This is a genomic window from Candidatus Thermoplasmatota archaeon, assembly GCA_018814355.1.
GTDB lineage: Archaea > Thermoplasmatota > Thermoplasmata > UBA10834 > UBA10834 > COMBO-56-21.
Window position 1 is genome coordinate 1 of record JAHIZT010000102.1, and the last position, 2,335, is coordinate 2,335.

3 protein-coding genes are annotated in these 2,335 nt (G+C 51.6%); 1 reads left to right on the plus strand and 2 read right to left on the minus strand.

What is annotated here, in order from left to right; all coding sequences use genetic code 11:
- Positions 1-309, minus strand: a 309-nt coding sequence (locus KJ653_07305) for a transposase (protein MBU0685632.1), incomplete at its 3' end; no start/stop codon positions are given.
- A gap of 255 nt (positions 310-564) precedes the next feature.
- On the opposite strand from KJ653_07305, the gene KJ653_07310 reads away from it, so the two are divergent.
- Positions 565-1,425: a hypothetical protein gene (locus tag KJ653_07310; GenBank protein ID MBU0685633.1), complete on the plus strand. Its 861-nt coding sequence runs from the start codon at positions 565-567 to the stop codon at positions 1,423-1,425.
- A gap of 333 nt (positions 1,426-1,758) precedes the next feature.
- Here KJ653_07310 and KJ653_07315 read toward each other — a convergent pair whose 3' ends face one another.
- The gene (locus KJ653_07315) at positions 1,759-2,154 is read right to left on the minus strand and encodes a zinc ribbon domain-containing protein (GenBank protein ID MBU0685634.1); all 396 of its coding nucleotides are present in this window, start codon (positions 2,152-2,154) and stop codon (positions 1,759-1,761) included.
- Between the last annotated feature and the right edge of the window lie 181 nt (positions 2,155-2,335).

Consider the following 2,335-nt stretch of genomic DNA (forward strand, 5'->3'; position numbering starts at 1 on the left):
CGCTCGAAGTAGTTGAGCCAGGGTTTCAGCGTCGACCTTGTCGGTCTTGACCCTGGCTTCTGCGATCGCCCGGACCTTGAGCGGGTGAGCCAGCTGTACCTCGAACCCTCTCTTCTCGATTCCCTCGTAGATGAACTCCCACATGCCCGTAGACTCGAGGACGAACTTGGCATGTTTGATACCAGCTAGGAAGACATCCAGGCTCTCATGAGTGGACGGGAACCTCTCGTTAGAGAGGGCCCGTCCTCGTTCATCGATCACGCACGCCTGACAGAATTCTTTATGCACGTCCAGTCCTATGTATAGCATGGCCTACTCGCCTCCGATTCGTATTGAGGCACTGGGAATCCAACCTCGTTGCTACGAAATGGCGAGTGGCCTCTTCTACATACCATCCCTATGGTCTTTCCCTCATGGGCGACACAAGTCTTGTTCTGTGGTCTTTCCTTCCGTGTGTCGTCTACCCCGATTGCGCTCTCTCAGTCCCCTAAAGACTGCCAGCCCAAGACTAGCAGAAGCATCTTATGGCCGAAATGGCTTCAGCTGTCCGGAGGAATCCGTAGCATGTGCAAACCCATTGGTCTGAATCAGAGACTCTGGATCGGACTGCTCTCCTTCTTGGCATGCTTGATTCTTGTGGAATACATCATTCCATTTGGCTCGTTCGACGCTGGCCCCGCATCATCATTATTGACCGTGATTACCGGTCTATTTCTTGGTGCCATTGTCTCAAAGGCGATATATGACCACATTAATCGAGAGTCGCAGAAGCGACAGTGGAGACATGATTACGCACTCACAAGGGTAAAGGAGATCTATGCCCCCCTTTGGGACGAGACAATGGATGCCCTGACGGCATTGAATGACTACAGAGAACCGAGGAACCTTTATTCCGAGTACAGGAGCGTTGATGGCCAAAGGGACGCACAGATGGGGTTCAGACAGATGGAAGATTCTCACCTTGGTCTGTTCATAGACGGAAACGCAAGGGATTTGTTAAAACATTTCCACGATTCTTTGGACAATTATCGCTCGGCAAACTCTGTGGCGTGGAGAGACATTCACGTAGTTTTGGAACAGAACGTCCAGAAAGTGATGGAGAAGTACAGTTCTCAAGGAAGTCCAAACGATATGATTATGGCGTATCAAAGTCACCTCAGGGTTGTATTTGATGCACAGGCTGACGTCCGCTCCTCAAGGGATCAGTACTCCTCTGCGCATGAATTCATCAGTCACTCAAGGCAAGCTGCGCATGAAGATTATGGTGAGACTCTGACCGCCCTTAGGAACCTCGAATCTGTGGAGAGCGTACGCAACGCACGTGGAGCAGCAGTGGTCAAGGGTGCAAAGGCACTTGGCCGCCTCAAGGACATCATCAACGATCCTTCCAGCGTTGTGCTGGACTTCGACGAAGGTCGGCTTTAGGGGATGCCCACGCAGCAGGTGAGGGACGTAAGTCTTCTTCTGTTCCGTCTAATTGATGAAATAGGTGCCAGGTGAAGGACATAAGCCCCTTGGAACCCCGCATGTTTGAGCGTGATTCATGCACGATTGAATCTGAGATATGGGGGATTGTGCCCATTCGCCCGTTCTTGCCTTTCAGGCTATGAAGGTCGCCATCCTTTCTCTATGGTCTTCTCCGAAGCGAGGTTCAGACCCCTTTTCGTCATCTCAGAAGGTTATCAGTGCACAGGTCACATTCGTTACCACGCCAAAGGGATAGCTGCTTTGTGGGATCTTGGCATCAATCGTGTAGGATTAGGCCTCTCCAGGACTCAGAGAAATCGCCAGTGATGCGTAACCAGTTTGGTTTCCAACTTGAGCCGAGCCTCTTATCGTTGCGTTTCCTACAGCATCGCCTTCGTTCATGACAGTCACTGAGAAGGTCACCTTCACATACGATTCAGGGCCCCAGTAAGCCAATGTCTCATAGTCCCACGATACCATCTTGATTGCTGGCTTGGGTCCTATCTGGCCTATCGCTAGGACCACCACAAGGACAACGACAAGAATGCAGATAACCGCGACCAACGCCTTTTCTCTCGCAGTAACATGGGAAGGCGCCGCTGGCGCAGGTGCTGGTAGCGCATTGCCACAGGCACCGCAGAACTTCTGGCCTTTGGGATTCTCTGCTTCGCATTTCGAGCACTTCATAGCCAATTCCCTACCTGAACCGCCTTTCCTCCCTATGTTGAGGAGGTCCTTGCGGCTTCTTCCTAGTCTAATCCTTCTACTCTTGATTTGCCTCCTGTTTATGATCTCGGAGGGGGTTGTCGGACAAGCCTCTATTCGCGGTCTATGCCGCACTATGGCATCTTCGTCCTTTTGTCAGGGA

Coding starts and splice junctions, on each gene's coding strand:
- KJ653_07310 (MBU0685633.1), top strand. CDS start 565: ATGTGCAAACCCATTGGTCTGAATCAGAGACTCTGGATCGGACTGCTC.
- KJ653_07315 (MBU0685634.1), bottom strand. CDS start 2,154: ATGAAGTGCTCGAAATGCGAAGCAGAGAATCCCAAAGGCCAGAAGTTC.